Genomic DNA, 16,424 nt, shown 5'->3' with positions numbered 1-16,424 from the left:
TGCTTCCGGCCAGAAGCGGACCTCCGCCCTACCCCTGATAACGCCCCCTAATCAGCGTGCTCGCGTCACTGGTAGCTGAACAGGGAAGATGCCGACGATCTATTCACTGCGCTCGGGTAGGCCGCGCCACCAATTGACGATCATAGGATGAGTCACCGCTCCCTAGCGCCTCTAGAGTCTGAGCCGCTCTTTAGCGAAGCGAAGCGCAGCGCAGCGATCAGCGCTTGATCCTGAGCCGTCTTGAGCCGCTCGGCAACTACCTGGCTCAACAGCTTGGCGTGAGCAAAAATGAGACGGCGTCGGCCGCGATGAATGCAAGCAAGACGCTCTCTTTGTCAATCGTGCCTATCCGCAGCTCACATCAGCTTCGAAACGCAGTGCCAAGTTGGTGCATTCCATTACATGCCATTGTTCTGCATAGGCATGCAGCCTGGGAATTTAATCGGCAGCACTCAATGCGTGCTTCGCTCAGCCATCAGTCGCTCACGAGGACCAAGGTGAGACTCTTCCCTGTCAGTTACCGCCATTCTGTTCACATCTTCCAAGAAACCATCACCAAGCCTCGCTGCCGCTGCCCAAGCGTCGGTTCGCCATAGAGCAACGCCCGATACGGCCATCAGGATGATGCCCCACAAGGAAGAGGCAACAGAAGCCGAAATGCTTACGTTGTTGGAACCGGCTATAAGCGCAAAAAGTATCGTTGCTCCTGAGAAAGCCGACACGAAGTAGATAGCCCAGAAGACCAGATTCCACTTCGCTCGCTTCGTAGCCGTTGCCGCCTTGGCCTTCCAACCAACCCGCTGGGCATTCTGATCCCACTCAACCAGGCTCCATACGTCGGCGAGATCACCTAGCATCCGACAAACCTCAGCACCTGATCGATCACAGACCCTTCTGACCACAGCTGCCGGCAGATAGGCGCCAAACAACTGGCGCGAAAGCACCTCCACACTTAATGCGTCGAGTTCCCACGGATTCTTCCAATGCTGAAGGAATTCGCGTCGGCGGACGAACTGAAGATCTCTTCGGCCAATCAGCCACCGAAAGCCCCCAAGTACCAAGATAGCCAAACCCATAACCATCTTGAGCTGACCCCCAGCCAGACCTATCAAATGCTCCATATTCCCCCGGCCATGATCGATGCGTTACTCGAACGATCACCGACCAGGTGTGGCAGGTCAACATCTAGATCTCACCCAGGCAGATAACTGCCTAAGGCAGCCCCGTAATGAGGCTGGATTCCATCAGGCGCGCGACCTGAAACACAGCGTGGCAGCCCTCCTCCTGCTGGTCCACCGTCCGGGCGGCTAGCACCATGGCCGCCCCCGCTGGCTCCCTGACGAGAACCAGTCACAACGCGCCGCTAAGTGGAGAGCGCCAAACGCCTGTCGCGCGGCTATGGCGGTCCGGCAATCAAGCCGGCCTTCACAACTACCACGCCACCCCGAATGCAACTATGCAAGGACGCGACCTGCCCCCCCTCGGTAACCTATGCCCCACTTTCGCCGTCTTTTTGGTCGTTGGCTCCGCCTGCGTCGTCTTGTCCGTTGGCGCTGGCGTGAGCGCCAGGCCTCGGTCCCGGCCATCGAAGCCACCGAGGTCCCCCTGCGTGCCGCGCTGTACAGCGTTGAACAGATGGAGGTGTACGGCCGCGCACTCGCGCGCCAACACCGGGTGCGGATGCGTCCTGGCGCAGAGCGCCTGCTCGATCGCCTGCAGGCCAACGAGCGTGTCCTGGAAGATGCCAACACGCTGCTGAGCAACGTAGTGCGCGAACAGCGGCCGGTGACCCCGGCCGGGGAATGGCTGCTCGACAACTACTACCTGATCGAAGAACAGATCCAGACCGCGCGACGCCACCTGCCGCGCGGCTACAGCCGGCAGTTGCCTTCGCTGGTCGCCGGCCCCTCGGCCGGGTTGCCGCGGGTGTATGAGCTGTCGATGCAGGCCATCGCGCATGGCGATGGCCGCATTGACGGCGATACGCTGGGCCGTTTCATCGCCTCGTACCAGTCGCTCGCGCCTCTGAGCCTGGGCGAACTGTGGGCCGTTCCGATCATGCTGCGGCTGGCCCTGCTGGAGAATCTGCGGCGCATGGCTGCGCGGGTGATGCGCGACGGGACGGACCGTGGCCTGGCTGCCCAATGGGCGGACAACCTCAATCGCGCGGCGTCCGACACCCCGACCGATGTCGTCCTCGTGGTGGCCGACATGGCACGCTCCGAGCCGCCCTTGACCGGTGCCTTCATCGCCGAGCTGACCCGCTCGCTGCAGGGGCGCGGCGGCGCGTGGGCCATGCCCATCGCCTGGCTGGAACAGTGGGCCGCCGCGGCCGGGCAGCGCATCGACGAACTGGTCGCCGCCGAGGGCCAGCAGCAGGCGGCCGACCAGGTCTCCATCGGCAACAGCATCGGCAGCCTGCGCTTCCTCTCCACCATGGATTGGCGCACCTTTGTCGAAGACATGAGTGTGGTCGAGCAGCGGCTGCGGGAAGACCCGATGGCCGTCTATCCGCAGATGGATTTCGGCACCCGCGACGCCTATCGCCACGTCGTAGAGAAGATCGCGCGCGGTAGCCGCGTTGCGGAAGAACGCGTTGCGACCATCGCGCTGGATCTGGCACGCGCGGCTGCGCCGCACGATGGGCCACGTACGCACGTGGGCTATTGGCTCGTGGGCGAAGGCGCCTCGGCCACCGTCGACGCAGTGGCCGAGGCAGCGCCACGGCACCGCAAGGCCCGGCGACTGGCGCACCGCGTGCCCCTTGCCCTGTACCTGCTGCCGATTGCCCTGCTGGCGGTGGTGGCCACCGGCGGCCTGCTGGCATCGGGCAGTGGCGCGGTGCCCATCTGGCTGGCCGCGCTGTTCGGGCTTCTGGTGTTCAGCGAGCTGGGCATCGTCCTGGTGAACTGGACGGCGACGGTACTGGTCACGCCCAGGCCGCTGCCCAAGCTCGATTTCAGCGAAGGTATCCCCGCCGCCTGCTCCACCGTGGTCGCGGTCCCCTCGATGCTGTCCAGTATCGAAGGCATCGATGTGCTGACCGAGGCGCTGGAGGTCCGCTTCCTGGCCAACCGCGATCCCCAGCTGCGCTTCGTGCTGCTGACGGACTTCCTCGACGCCGCGGCCGCCGAGACGCCGACGGACGACACCCTGCTTGCGCACGCCGTGGAGCGCATCGAGGAACTGAACAGTCGCTACGCGGCCGAGCGCGGCGATCGCTTCTACCTACTGCACCGCCCCAGGCAATGGAACCCGGGCGAAGGGGTGTGGATGGGACACGAGCGCAAGCGCGGCAAGCTGGCAGCGCTCAACGCCCTGCTCCGCCAAGGCGATGCAGCCGCATTCATGCGCACCGTCGGTGACACGGCCGCCTTGGTCGGCGTCCGCTACGTCATCACCCTGGATTCGGACACGCAGCTTCCGCGGGATGCCGCACGCGCCTTCGTCGCCACCCTGGCGCACCCGCTCAACCGCCCGCGTTTCGATCCGGCGCTGCAACGCGTGGTGGAGGGCTACGGCATCCTGCAGCCGAGCGTCGGCACCAGTCTGGGCACGCGCCGCACCTCGCGGTTTGCGCGGATGTTCGGCAGCGAGCCCGGCATCGATCCGTACTCGCGCATGGTCTCGGATGTCTACCAGGACCTGTTCGACGAAGGCTCGTTCGTGGGCAAGGGCATCTATGACGTCGAAGCGTTCGAGCATGCGCTCGAGGGCCGCCTGCCCGAGAACCGCATCCTCAGCCACGACCTGCTGGAAGGCTGCTATGCCCGTGCTGGCCTGGTCAGCGATGTGCGCCTGTACGAGGACTACCCCGAACGCTACGCCGCCGATGCCAAGCGCCGTGCGCGCTGGATCCGCGGCGACTGGCAGCTGTTGCCCTGGTTGATGCCGTGGACACCGCGCCCGGGATCGGGATGGGAACGCAACCGGCTCAGCCTGCTGTCGCGCGGCAAGTTGCTGGACAACCTGCGCCGGAGCCTGGTGCCGATCGCCGCCTTGGCCGTGCTGGTGGCGGGTTGGCTGTATGCCGAAAACCCGGCTGCGTGGACGGCATGGGTGCTGGCGCTGTGGTTCGCGCCGCCGCTGATCGGCATGCTGCGCGATGCGCTGAGCGTTCCGGACGACACGCCGCTGGAAGCGCACTACATCATGGTCGGGCGCGGCACGCTGCAGTCGTTGCTGCGCGCGGCCACCCAGGTCGCGTGTCTGCCCTACGAAGCGTTGCTGGCCGGTGGCGCGGTGCTGCGCACGCTCTGGCGCATGACCGTCACCCGCCGCCATCTGCTGCAATGGAACCCCTCCAGCGAAGTCGAGCGCCGCCTCGGTAGCGACCGCGGCGCGGAATGGCGGGTGATGGCGCCGGCGTCGGTGTTGGCGGTTGCGCTGGCGGCGGTCGTGGCCAGCGTGGTTCCGCAGGCACTGCCTGTCGCCCTGCCCCTGCTGTTGGCGTGGACCTTCGCGCCCGCGTTGATGGCGTGGCTGGGCCGGCCGCCGGCCGCAAGCGTGGCCGAACTGTCCGTGACCCAGCGGGCATTCCTGGGCCGGCTGGCGCGGCGCACCTGGTCGTTCTTCCAGGCGTGGGTGCGCGAGCAGGATCACTGGCTGCCGCCGGACAATATCCAGGAGCACCCGACGCTGGTGGTGGCGCGGCGCACCTCGCCGACCAACATCGGCCTGTCCCTGCTGGCCAATCTGTCCGCGTGGGATTTCGGCTGGCTCCAGCTGGGCGCGGTCGCGGAACGTACCGCCCTCACCCTCGATACGCTGGACCAGCTGCCGCGCCATCGCGGCCACTTCCTGAACTGGTACGACACCGAAACCCTGGCGCCGCTGCAGCCGCGCTACGTCTCCACCGTGGACAGCGGCAACCTGGCCGGCCACCTGCTGACGCTGCGCCAAGGCCTGCTCGCGCTGGTGGACGCGCCGGTGCTGGCGCCACATACCTTCGACGGCCTGGCCGATACGCTCGGTGTGCTGGAAGAGGAACGGCAGCGCCATCGCCCCGCTGACGCACTCCTGGGCGAGGCGCTCAACCATCTTCGCCAGCGCCTGGCATCAGCGCGTGCCGACCACCCCCGTGGGACGACACAGCTGCTCGCCCGGTTGCAGGAGCTGGCCGGTCTGGCCGACGCCGTGCTGGCGCAATGGCCGGCACCGGAGTCGCCCGAGGAAGGTGCGCTGCACTGGCCTGCCCTGTTCGCTTCCGAATGCCATGCCGCCCACGCGACACTCGCCGACCTCCCTGCCGATGCCGGCGCGGACGTGGAGGCGCCGGTACCCAGCCTGCGCCAGCTGGCCGCCCTGCCCGGTTCCGCCGGTGCGGACGCGCGCGCGCGCATCGAGCAGCTGCAGGCGTTGGCACACCGCGCCGGGCAGTTCTCGCTGATGGAGTACGGGTTCCTGTTCTACCGTACCCGCAACCTGCTCTCGATCGGCTACAACGTCGACGACCACCGCCTCGACAACAGCTTCTACGACCTGCTGGCGTCCGAAGCACGGCTGTGCGCCTTCGTCGCCATCGCCCAGGGCCAGTTGTCACAGGAGAGCTGGTTCGCGCTCGGGCGGATGCTCACCGAGGTCAACGGCACGCCGACGCTGTTGTCATGGAGTGGCTCGATGTTCGAGTACCTCATGCCGCAGCTGGTGATGCCCAGCTATCCGGATACGCTGCTCGATCAGACCGCGCGACATGCGGTCGAGGCGCAGATCGTCTACGGCCGTAGCTTGAACCTGCCATGGGGCGTGTCCGAGTCGGGCTACAATGCTGTCGATGCCCGCCTGAACTATCAGTACCGTGCGTTCGGCGTGCCGGGGTTGGGTCTCAAACGCGGCCTGGGCCAGGATCGAGTGATCGCGCCCTATGCCAGCATGATGGCGCTGATGGTGGCGCCGGAGGCGGCGTGCCAGAACCTCCAGGCACTCGAAGGTCTCGGGTTCTCCGGGCGCTTTGGCATGTACGAAGCGATCGACTACACCCCCGCCCGGGTACCCCCGGGGCAGGACCACGTGCTGCTGCGTTCGTTCATGGCCCACCACCAGGGCATGGGCCTGCTGTCGCTGGATTACCTGTTGCGCGACCAGCCGATGCAGCGCCGTTTCGTTGCCGATACCGAGTTCCAGGCCACCTTGCTGCTGCTGCAGGAACGTATTCCGCGCATCGGCGTGTTCCATCCGCATGAGGTCGAAGCCCTGGGCGAGCACTCGGCCATGGCCGAGCACGAGACCTCCCTGCGCGTCCTGCGCGACCCGGCGGGCCCGCGCCCGGAAGTGCAGCTGCTTTCCAACGGGCGCTACCACGGCATGCTGACCCACGCCGGCGGCGGCTACAGCCGCCACGGCGACATGTCGCTCACCCGCTGGCGCGAAGACGGCACCACCGATGCCTGGGGGTCGTTCTGCTACCTGCGCGACGTGGACAGCGGCGAGTTCTGGTCTGCCGCCTACCAGCCCACCTGCGTGGCGCTGGACCATTACGAGGCGATCTTCTCCGACGCCAAGGCAGAGTTCCGCGGTGCCCGCCGCGGCTGCGAGAGCCACCTGCAGGTCGCCATTTCCGCCGAGGATGACATCGAGCTCAGGCGCCTGCGCCTGACCAACCGCGGCCGTCGCCAGCGCACGGTGGAGATCACCACCTACGCCGAAGTGGTGCTGGCGCCCGCAGCGTCGGACGACGCGCATCCGGCCTTCAGCAACCTTTTCGTGCAGAGCGAGATCCTGGCCGCCAAGCAGGCCGTGCTCTGCACGCGTCGGCCACGTTCGCACGACGAAGTGCCACCGTGGATGTTCCATCTGGTCGCGGTGCATGACGCCGAGGTCGTGTCGATCTCCTACGAAACCGACCGTGCGCGCTTCCTGGGCCGTGGCAACACGCCGCGGACGCCGCGGGCGTTGACCACCGATATCGACCTATCCGGCACGGACGGCTCGGTGCTCGACCCGATCGTGGCCATCCGCGTGCGGGTGGTGCTGGAGCCCGAGCAGACCGTGCAACTGGACATGGTGTTTGGCATCGGTGCCGACCGCACCGGTTGCGAGGCGATGGTCGACAAGTACCGTGATCGCCGCCTGGCAGACCGCGTCTTCGACCTGTCCTGGACACACAGCCAGGTGGTGCGCCGGCAGATCAACGCCAGCCAGGCCGAGGCCTCGCTGTACGAGCGCCTGGCCAGCCACGTGCTGTATGCCAATCCGCTGCTGCGCGCGGGCGACGCGGTCCTGCAGCAGAACCAGCGTGGGCAATCCGGGCTGTGGGGCCACGCCATCTCCGGCGACCTGCCCATCGTGCTGCTCAAGGTCACCGACGCGGAGAACGTGGAACTGGTGAGGCAACTCGTGCAGGCGCACGCGTATTGGCGCCAGAAGGGACTCAACACCGATCTGGTCATCTGGAACGACAGCAAGGCCGGCTATCGGCAGGAACTGCAGGACCAGATCCTGGGGATGGTGGCCGCCAGTTCGGAGACGGGCCTGCTCGATCGCCCCGGCGGCATTTTCGTGCGGCCGGTGCAGAACATGAGCCACGAGGACCGCGTTCTACTGCAGGCGGTGGCACGGGTGGTGCTCAGCGACGAGGACGGCACGCTGGCGGCGCAGGTGGGGCGCCAGCCGCTGCCTGTGCGGCGGATTCCGGCGCTGGTGCCGCAGGCGGAGCAGCAGGAACTGGCACTGGCGATGGAAGAGACGCCCGGGCTGCCCGTCGTCGCCGACCCGGGGCCCGAACCCGGCCTGCCCCCGGGCGTTGAGCATGACGAAGAGGTGGACGACCCGTGGCCGTTCCTTCCGTACCGCGGCGCCGGCCGATTCGACAACGGTACCGGCAGTTTCAGCGAGGATGGCCGCGAGTACGTGGTGGTGGTACGCGAAGGTGCCCCGACCCCGGCCCCGTGGGCCAACGTGATCGCGAACGCCCGTCTGGGCACGGTCGTCAGCGAGAGCGCACCGGGCTATACCTGGTTCGAAAACGCACACGAATTCCGCTTGACGCCCTGGCTCAATGATCCGGTGTCGGATACCGGCGGCGAAGCCTTCTACGTGCGCGATGAGGACACCGGCCGTGTCTGGTCGCCAATGCCGCTGCCATGCCGGGGCACCGGTGCGTACCGTACCCGCCACGGCTTCGGCTACACGGTCTACGAGCATATCGAAGACGGCATCGCCAGCGAGTTGTGGGTCTTCGTCGATGTCACCGCGCCGCTGAAGTTCTCGGTCCTGCGCTTGCACAACCTGTCGGGACGGCCGCGGCGGCTGTCGGCCATCGGCTACGTGGAGTGGGTCATGGGTGACCTGCGCCCGAAGTCGCGCATGCACGTGGTCACCGAACGCGACCCGCAGACCGGGGCGCTGCTGGCGCGCAACAGCTACAGCACCGAGTTCGGCGGCCGGATGGCCTTCTTCGACACCGATGCCGAGGGCTGCGGCTGGACCTGTGACCGCCTGGAGTTCATCGGCCGCAACGGCGGATTGCACGCACCTGCGGCGTTGCGTCGCGAGCGTCTGGATGCACGGTCCGGTGCGGGCATGGATCCCTGCGCGGCGATCCAGGTGCCGCTGGAGCTGGCGCCGGGTGACCGCAGTGAAACCACGTTCCGCCTTGGCGCGGGGCGCGACCGCGAGGAAACGCTGGCGTTGGCACGAAGCCGCCAGGGCAACCAGGAAGCCATCGATGCGCTGGACGCCGTGCGCATCCACTGGCGCAACGTACTGGCCACGGTGCAGGTCCGCACGCCGGACCCGGCATTCGACGCACTGGCCAATGGCTGGCTGGTCTACCAGACCCTGGGCTGCCGCTACCTGGCACGCAGTGGCTACTATCAGTCCGGCGGCGCGTTCGGCTTCCGTGACCAGTTGCAGGACGCGCTCGCCCTCATACACGCGCGCCCGGACCTGACCCGCGAACACCTGCTGCTCTGCGCGGCACACCAGTTCACCGAAGGCGATGTGATGCACTGGTGGCACCCGCCGCAAGGTCGCGGCGTGCGCACCCGCTGCTCGGACGACTATCTGTGGCTGCCCCAGGGCGCATGCCGCTACCTGGAGGTCACGGGCGACGCCAGCGTGCTGGACGAAGTGGTTGGCTACATCGAGGGTCGCGCGGTGACGCCGGAGGAGGAAGGTTACTACGACATGCCCACCCTTTCGGCACAGCGCGGCACACTCTATGCACACTGCGTGGTCGCGCTGGAACGCGGGTGCCGGTTGCTCGGCGAACGCGGGCTTCCGTTGATGGGCAGCGGCGATTGGAACGATGGCATGAACCGCGTCGGCGACCAGCAGCGCGGTGAAAGTGTGTGGCTCGGGTTCTTCCTGCATGACACGCTTCGCCGGTTCGTCGGGCTGGCCAACGCGCGCGGCGATGCCGCCCGTGCGCAATGGTGCGAAGAACAGGCCCAACGCCTGCGTCAGAACCTGGAACAGCATGCCTGGGACGGCGCGTGGTATCGCCGTGCCTGGTTCGACAACGGCGCCATGTTGGGCTCGTCACAGAATCAGGAGTGCCGCATCGATTCGATCTCCCAGAGCTGGTCGGTGCTGTCAGGCGTGGCCGCGCCTGAGCGTGCCAGCCAAGCACTGGATTCGCTGTACACGCATCTGGTGCGAAAGGACGCCAAACTGATCCAGCTCCTCGACCCGCCCTTCGACCAGACCACGGAGGACCCCGGCTACATTCGGGGTTACGTACCGGGCGTGCGCGAGAATGGCGGCCAGTACACCCACGCGGCGGTGTGGGCGGCGATGGCATTCGCACAGCAGGGCGATGCAGTGCGTGCCTGGGAGCTGGCCGGCATGATCAACCCCCTCAACCACACACTGGACGCCGAGGCGGTCCAGACCTACCGCGTCGAACCCTATGTGTTGGCCGCCGATGTCTATGCCGTGTCGCCGCACGTCGGGCGAGGCGGCTGGACGTGGTACACCGGGTCGGCCGGTTGGATGTATCGCCTGCTGGTGGAATCCCTGCTCGGCATCCGTCGCGACGGTGATCGTCTTTCGCTTGAACCTTGCCTGCCCGATCATTGGCCGTCCTTCGAACTGAGCTACCGCTTCGGGCGCAGCCTGTACGAGTTCGTGGTGACCCGCACTGCGCAGGGTCAGCCGACGCTGCATGTGGATGACGTCCTGCAGCCGGACCTGACCGTCCTGCTCCGCGACGACGGCCATTACTACCGTGTCGCGCTTGATCTGGGTGCACCTCCGGGATGAGCGTTCGTCCCGACATACAGGTGCAGCTTGATGCGCTGGCCGACAAGCTGGACCACTGGGTGGCGCAGGTGCGCCATCCAGCGCAGTTCTGGCCGCAGTTCGAAATGCTCGCTGGAGAGATTCTGGATCAATGCGCACACGCGGAGAGAGATCAAGCGTGCGCGTGCATCCAGGCGATGCTCAAAGAGCATGCGCTGGAGCTTCCGGCGTGGCACGAACGGGGTGACAGCGTGCCGCCGGGGAAGCCAGGAGAGTGATGGCTCCGTCACCGCTTCTGCAGTGCCGCCTCAAGCAGGCTGACGTACGTATCCAGCCGGGTTCGGAGCCCGATCAGCATCCAGCCAGCTGCATACAGCAGCACCATCATCCAGATGATCAGGCCCGCAACTGGATTCACATCGAACGCTGTAGCCCAGTCTCCCCACGTCCAGTTGCGGAACTGTAGATAGAGCGCAACCAGGACCGGGAAGATGCCGAGACGCTGAATACCTCCAAACGCAAACCCCATGCGCTCATCCATGCGCTGGCGCAGGCCACTCGAGAATCGCAGCATGTCCTCACACTGCTCGCTCGGGAACGCCCGGAGTTGACCGACAAGGCGTCGCCAGTAGGCGAAGTCGACGTCACCTACACCGCTTCGGCCTCCATCGCCGCCCCACCCCGCCGCTGCTCCCGTCGACGATGCACCCAGTAGTACAGCGTCGGCAGCACCAGCAAGGTCAGCAACATCGCCGACAACAGCCCGCCAATCACCACCACCGCCAGCGGCTTCTGGGTCTCAGCCCCAATCGCATGCGACGTCGCCATCGGCAGCAAGCCGAACATCGCCAACAGCGCCGTCATCAGCACCGTCCGCAGGCGCTGCAGTGCGCCCTGCACCACGGCGTCGTAGAGCGCCATGCCCTGCTCGCGCAGCTGGCCGAATCGCGTCAACATGATCACGCCGTTGAGCACCGCTTGCCCAAACAAGGCAATGAAGCCGATCGCCGCCGACACCGACAGCGGAATCCCGGTCAGCAGCAACGCCAGGATGCCGCCGATCATCGCCAGCGGAACGTTGGCCAGGATCAGCGCGGCGCTGGTGACGTCCTTGAAGGCATCAAACAGCAGCACGAAGATGATCAGCACCGACAGCGGTACCACCCAGCCCAGGCGGGCCATGGCGCGCTGCTGATTCTCGAACTCGCCGGACCAGTCGATGCGATAGCCTTCTGGCAATTGGATGGTGGCATCCACCTGCTTGCGCATATCGGCAACGACGCTGCCCATATCGCGCCCGGCGATGAAGATGCTCACGGCTTTGACGCGCTGGGCGTTCTCACGCGAGATGTTGATCGCACCGCTGGCCATGTTGAAGTCCGCCACATCTCCCAGTGTCACCGTCTGGCCTGAGGCCGTACCCACCGGCACGGTGCGCAGGCGCTGCAGATCGCGGTCGGCATCGGACAGGCGCAGGCTGATCGGGAACTGGCGCTCGCCCTCCCACAGCTGGCCGACCTCGCGGCCGCCGATGGCGGTCTCGATCACGGCATCGATATCCTGCACGTTGAGGCCGTAGCGCGCTGCGCGATCACGATCGATATCGATGCGCAGCTGCGGCAGGCTGCCGTCGCGGTCGATGAAAGCACTCTCCACGCCCTCCACGCCTCTGACTTGCGCCAGGATCGCCTGGGCCTGGCCGGTCAGCACGTCCAGATCTTCGCCGCTGACCTTGATCACCACCTGGCCCTTGATTTGGGAAATGCTTTCCAGGATGTTGTCGCGCACCGGCTGGGAGATCGAGAACTCGGGGCCGGGAATGCGCGCTTCCAGCATGCGCTGCATCTGCGCCACCAGCTCGCGCTTGTCGATCTTCCGGGTCCATTCGGATTCGGGCTTGAGCGCCACCAGCGCTTCGATCTGGTTGGCGCCCTTGGCATCGGAGCCATCCTCGGGGCGACCGAGCTTGGCCACCACCGTCGAAACCTCGGGCAACGTCCGCACCAGGTCACGGATGCGCCGGGACTGGGCCTGCGCCTCGGCCAGGCTGGTGCTGGGGTCGAGTGTGGCGGTCAGCCAGATCGAGCCTTCGTCCAGTTCGGGCAGGAATTCCGAGCCCAACCGCGTGCCCAATGCCAGCGTCACCACCAGCATGGCCACTGCCGCAAGCACCACCGCACGGGGCCGCGCCATCGCCCCCTCCAGCCACGGGCGGTACCAGCCGACCAGCCGGTTCATCACCGGGTTCTCGCCCTTCAGCCGCTCGCGCCGCAGCCACCAGAAGCACAGCAGCGGCACCACGGTCAGGGCAAGGATCAGTGCGCCGATCAGCGCCGACGTCACCGAATAGGCCATGGGGGCGAACATCCGGCCTTCCTGGCGCTGCAGGGTGAAGATCGGGATGTGCGCGGCAATGATGATCAGCATCGAGAAGAAGGTCGGCCGCCCCACCTCCGACGCAGCCGACAACACCGTCGCCATGCGCTCGCGCCGGGTGCTGCCGGGCGGCATCTTCGACATGCGCGAGACGATATGCTCGGTCACGATCACCGCACCATCGATGATGATGCCGAAGTCCATCGCGCCCAGTGAGAGCAGATTGGCCGGCACGCCCCACAGGTGCAGGCCGAGGAAGGTCGACAGCAAGGCCAGCGGCATCATCGCTGCCACGATCAACGCCGCACGGGCGTTGTAGAGGAACAGCCACAGCACCAGGAACACCAGCACCGCACCCTCCACCAGGTTGCGGAAGACGGTCTTCAGGGTGGTCGAGACCAGCCAGGAGCGGTCGTAGAACGGTTCAAGCGTGACGCCATCCGGCAGGTGATCGGACTTGATCTCGGCCACGCGCGCATGCAAGGCATCCAGCACCAGGGACGGGTTCTCGCCCTTGCGCATCAGCACCATGCCGAACACGGCGTCGTCGTTGTCATCCTGGCCAACCAGGCCCTGTCGCGGCAGGCCGGTATCGACGATGCGGGCCAGGTCGCGCACCAGCACGGGGGTGCCTTGCCGCTCTCCCACGACAACGGTGCCGATGTCGGCCGGCGAACGCATCAGCCCAACCCCGCGGATCAGATACTGCTGCTGCCCACGCTCCACATAGCCGCCGCCGGCGTTCGCACTGCCCCGCTCCAGCGCCTCGGCAAATCCCTCCAGGCTGATCCCGCGGTCACGCAGCTTGCCCAGGTCCGGCTCCACCTGGAAGGTCCGCGCATAGCCGCCAAAACTGACCACGTCGGCCACGCCCGGCACGGTACGCAGGCGCCGCTCCATGACCCATTCCTGCACGGTGCGCAGTTCGGTGGAGCTCATGTGTGGTGCGTGGAGCACATAGCGGTAGATTTCGCCCACCGCCGAACTCATCGCCTCCATCTCCGGCTGCACGCCGTCGGGCAGATCCACGCCCTGCAGGCGCTCCATCACCTGGGCGCGCGCGAAATAGTCGTCGGCACCGTCGTCGAAGGTCAGGATGATCATCGACAGCCCGAACTGGGTGTGCGAGAACACGCGTACCGAGTGCGGGATGCCGGACAGCGCCACCTCCAGCGGCATCGTGACTTCGCGCTCAACCTCTTCGGCCGCGCGCCCCGGGTGCAGCGTCACCACGGTGACCTGGGTATCGGAGACGTCCGGGAACGCTTCTACCGGCAACTCGCGGAACGCGGCGAACGAGGCGCCGATGAAGATCAGCAGCGCCAGCATCACCATCAACGGCTGACGCAGGCAGTACGCAATCAGACGATCGATCATGGGGCAGCCTTGGCGGCCGCCGCACCACCGGCGGGTGCGTCAGCGCTGCCAACGTTCTGATCGAGCACCTGCTGCAGCAGCAGACCACCGTCCACGACCACGCGCGCGCCAGCGGCCAGCCCCTGGCCCACCCACAAGCGCCCTTGGCCCAACCCCTCGGCCTGCACGGATCGCCGCGCGAACCGGCCCTTGCCCTCGTCGACGAACACCACCTGCTCGCGCCCGAGCAGCAGCACCGCCCCCTCCGGCAGCGATACGCCCCCGTCCATCGGCACCGTGATCGCAGCCCGTACGTACTGACCCGCTTTGAAGCGTCGCTCACGGTTGTCCAGCTCGGCACGCGCCTGCACCACGTGGCGCTCGGTGTCGATGTAGTCATCCACATGGCCGAGTACGGCGTGCGCTGCCTCGCCTTGGCCGGGCGTGAGGCTCACGGCCATCCCGGGCTTGAGGCGACCCGCAAGCGCCTCGGGAACATCGACGATCAACCATAGGCGGTCCGGATCGCTCACCACCGCCAACGGCAGCTCGGCATCCGGCGACACGTTCATGCCCGGGCTCATCCGGCGCTCGACCAGGATGCCGTCTATGGGCGAACGCAGCGGCATGCGCTGGTCGATGCTGCGGCTGCTGCCGAAACCGCGGGTCAGCGCCCGCAGGCGGGCATGCTCGGCCTCGTTGGCCGCCAGTGCGGATTCGGCTTCGTCCAGTTCGCGCCCCGAGGCGACGCCGGCCTCATGCAGTTCGCGCACGCGGGCCAGTTCGTTGCGTGCCTGGCGAAGCTCGGCGGCGCCACGGGCGCCCTCGGCCTGCACCTGCCCGAACTCAGGCGAGGTCACCCACGCCAGCACCTGACCCGCCTTGATCTTCTCGCCGGGCGCCGCCTCGATACGCGCCACCTGGCCCGGCAGCGGTGAGCGCAGCTGGCTGGAACGCGTGTCATCCCAGGTGATGCGCGCCGGCAGCTGCAGGACCGAGGCCGAGCCATCGGTCACGGCTTCGCTTCGCAACACCTTCAGTTGCGGGCTGTCGGCAGCGAAGCGGATGGTGGCGCCGTCGACCGTCGGGGCCGGCACGGCCACAGGTCCGGCATCGCGCGCGCAGCCACCGGCCAGCAAGGCGGCCACGAGCAACGAAAGCAGCCGGGCCGAGCCGGCGGTGCGGGAATACATCATCGGGGGTGTCCTTCGGAAGCAGTAACGGCGGCATTCCAGCGCGCCAGGGCGGAGGCATGCGCCAACCGCGCATCGATCAGATCGGATTCGAACTCGCGCCAGCTGCGCCTTGCGTCCAGCAGATCCGTCAACGTGGCGGCACCTCGGCGATAGGCCAGTTCCAGGCCGTCCAGGCTCTGCCTTGCCGCCGGTCCCTGCAGCTGTTCGTACTCGGTGCGGCGCTGTGCGGCGGCGGCCAGTGCGTGCTGCAACTGATCCAGTTCGGCGGTCGCTGCGCGCCGCAACTGCTGCCGTTCCAGGACAGCGGCGTCGTAGTCCGCCTCCGCTCGCTGCTGCTCGCCCCGCCAGCGCTTGGCACCGCCCAGCGGCACGCTCATCGAGACGCCCCAGGTCACCCCGCCGATATCGGCTGGCTCGCGCTCGGCTTCGAGGCCGAACTGCACATCACGCCGGCGTTCACTGCGGGCCAGTGCACGTGCTGCGTCCGCCGCGATCACCCGCGCCTCGGCGGCACGCAGATCAACGCGCTCCTCCAACGCGGTCGGTGCGGGTGTCGCGGGTGTCGCGGTCGCGCCCGCGCGCGGCCACGCATCGTCGGCGCTGAGCGCAGCATCGATGTCGTTGCCCAACAGCAGCGCAAGCACATGGCGTGCCTCGCGAAGGCCACGCTCGGCCTCACGGGTGGCATCGGCCACCTTGAGGTCATCCACCGCCAACCGTGCGCGCTCGATCGGGGCCAGGGCGCCGGTCGCCACCTGCTTGTCCGCTGCAGCCAGGCTCTCCGCCGACGCACGGCGGTCCTCCGCCGCGATGCGTTGCAGTTCCTGCGCAGCCTTCAACCCGAAGTACGCCTCGGTGAGCGCCACCTGCTGTTGGCGTCGCCCGTCGAGCAGGCTGAGGTTGGCCGCCTCGACCAAGGCGTCGGCCTGACGCATGCGCCAACCGCGCTTGCCACCACGCTCCCAGGTCCAACCCAGGCCGAGGGTGGAATCCACGCGCTTGTCTTTCCATCGGCCCGGGCCGATGCCCTCCTGCCGGCTGATCTTGGAGGTGCCCACGCTCAGCTCCGGGCTGGGGCGTCGCGATGCACTCACGGCATCGCCCTGCGTGCCGCGCAGCGCGATCGCTGCCGCGAGCAGATCCGGGTTATGCGCTGCCATGGCCTGTTCCGCCTGGGCCAGCGTCAGTGCCGAAGCGGTGCCCGGCGCAATCAGAAGTGCGGCCATCAGGGCGGCACAGCGGGTGGTGGTATTCATTGCCGACACGGTAAGGTGCAGCGCTTTCGTCAAACTTTCCCGAACCTTGCGTCAACCT

7 protein-coding genes are annotated in these 16,424 nt (G+C 67.0%); 2 read left to right on the top strand and 5 right to left on the bottom strand.

Going from position 1 to position 16,424, the window contains the following annotated elements:
- Nucleotides 1–452: 452 nt before the first annotated feature.
- Nucleotides 453–1,076, bottom strand: coding sequence for a hypothetical protein (locus tag ABE546_RS00885; RefSeq protein ID WP_346462318.1), 624 nt, complete (start codon nt 1,074–1,076; stop codon nt 453–455).
- A 415-nt stretch (nt 1,077–1,491) separates the two neighbouring features.
- Here ABE546_RS00885 and ABE546_RS00880 point away from each other — a divergent pair, with 415 nt between their 5' ends.
- Both ABE546_RS00880 and ABE546_RS00875 read left to right on the top strand, forming a co-directional pair.
- On the top strand, nt 1,492–10,203 hold the full coding sequence (locus ABE546_RS00880) for a glucoamylase family protein (RefSeq protein WP_346462316.1): 8,712 nt from the start codon (nt 1,492–1,494) through the stop codon (nt 10,201–10,203).
- Nucleotides 10,200–10,460 carry a hypothetical protein gene (locus ABE546_RS00875; RefSeq protein WP_313218333.1) on the top strand — a complete coding sequence of 87 codons (261 nt, stop codon included), beginning with the start codon at nt 10,200–10,202 and terminating at the stop codon, nt 10,458–10,460. Before ABE546_RS00880 ends, ABE546_RS00875 begins: the two co-directional genes overlap by 4 nt.
- Before the next feature lie 8 nt (nt 10,461–10,468).
- Here the strand turns inward: ABE546_RS00875 and ABE546_RS00870 are convergent, their stop codons facing one another.
- From ABE546_RS00870 to ABE546_RS00855, 4 genes are all read right to left on the bottom strand, one after another.
- Nucleotides 10,469–10,756 carry a hypothetical protein gene (locus ABE546_RS00870; protein WP_313218331.1) on the bottom strand — a complete coding sequence of 96 codons (288 nt, stop codon included), beginning with the start codon at nt 10,754–10,756 and terminating at the stop codon, nt 10,469–10,471.
- A 74-nt stretch (nt 10,757–10,830) separates the two neighbouring features.
- A complete protein-coding gene (locus ABE546_RS00865) occupies nt 10,831–13,935 on the bottom strand; it encodes a CusA/CzcA family heavy metal efflux RND transporter (RefSeq protein ID WP_346462315.1) in 3,105 nt (1,034 codons plus the stop codon).
- On the bottom strand, nt 13,932–15,110 hold the full coding sequence (locus tag ABE546_RS00860; protein WP_346462313.1) for an efflux RND transporter periplasmic adaptor subunit: 1,179 nt from the start codon (nt 15,108–15,110) through the stop codon (nt 13,932–13,934). The genes ABE546_RS00865 and ABE546_RS00860 overlap by 4 nt, the downstream gene beginning before the upstream one ends.
- Nucleotides 15,107–16,366 (bottom strand): TolC family protein, encoded by a 1,260-nt coding sequence (locus tag ABE546_RS00855; protein ID WP_346462311.1) that lies wholly within the window; start codon nt 16,364–16,366, stop codon nt 15,107–15,109. The genes ABE546_RS00860 and ABE546_RS00855 overlap by 4 nt, the downstream gene beginning before the upstream one ends.
- Between the last annotated feature and the right edge of the window lie 58 nt (nt 16,367–16,424).

This window comes from Stenotrophomonas sp. TWI377, assembly GCF_039674525.1.
Lineage (GTDB): Bacteria > Pseudomonadota > Gammaproteobacteria > Xanthomonadales > Xanthomonadaceae > Stenotrophomonas.
Note: the sequence above shows the minus strand (reverse complement) of the source record. Positions and strands in the feature narration are given on the sequence as shown.